Origin of the sequence: Escherichia sp. AM3 (assembly GCF_032029835.1) — a bacterium.
In the GTDB taxonomy this organism is placed as follows: domain Bacteria; phylum Pseudomonadota; class Gammaproteobacteria; order Enterobacterales; family Enterobacteriaceae; genus Escherichia; species Escherichia coli.
On sequence record NZ_JAVUPQ010001287.1, the window covers coordinates 1 to 238 of the forward strand.

General features: G+C 54.6%; 1 pseudogene. It reads right to left on the reverse strand.

What is annotated here, in order from left to right:
* Positions 1 to 238, reverse strand: a pseudogene (locus RTW80_RS30710) (restriction endonuclease); the annotation flags it as partial.

Sequence of the window (238 nt, forward strand, 5' to 3'; positions counted from 1 at the left end):
GGAGTAGAGCGTGCTTTTCACTGAACTTGCAGACGCGAATTTCGAATGCTGATGCAAAAAGGCCTGCCATTCCGGCAATAAATCGGCGCGGCGCGACATTTCCCGGCCAGCCAGCAGCTCAAGCAGTTGCAGAATGCCTTCCTGGTCATCCAGTGAACGCAGCGTTTTTTCGTCATCTTGCAGGAATTTTTGCCCGCGCGAGGTGGGCTGCCAGGTATCATCTGGCGTGCTTTCCATC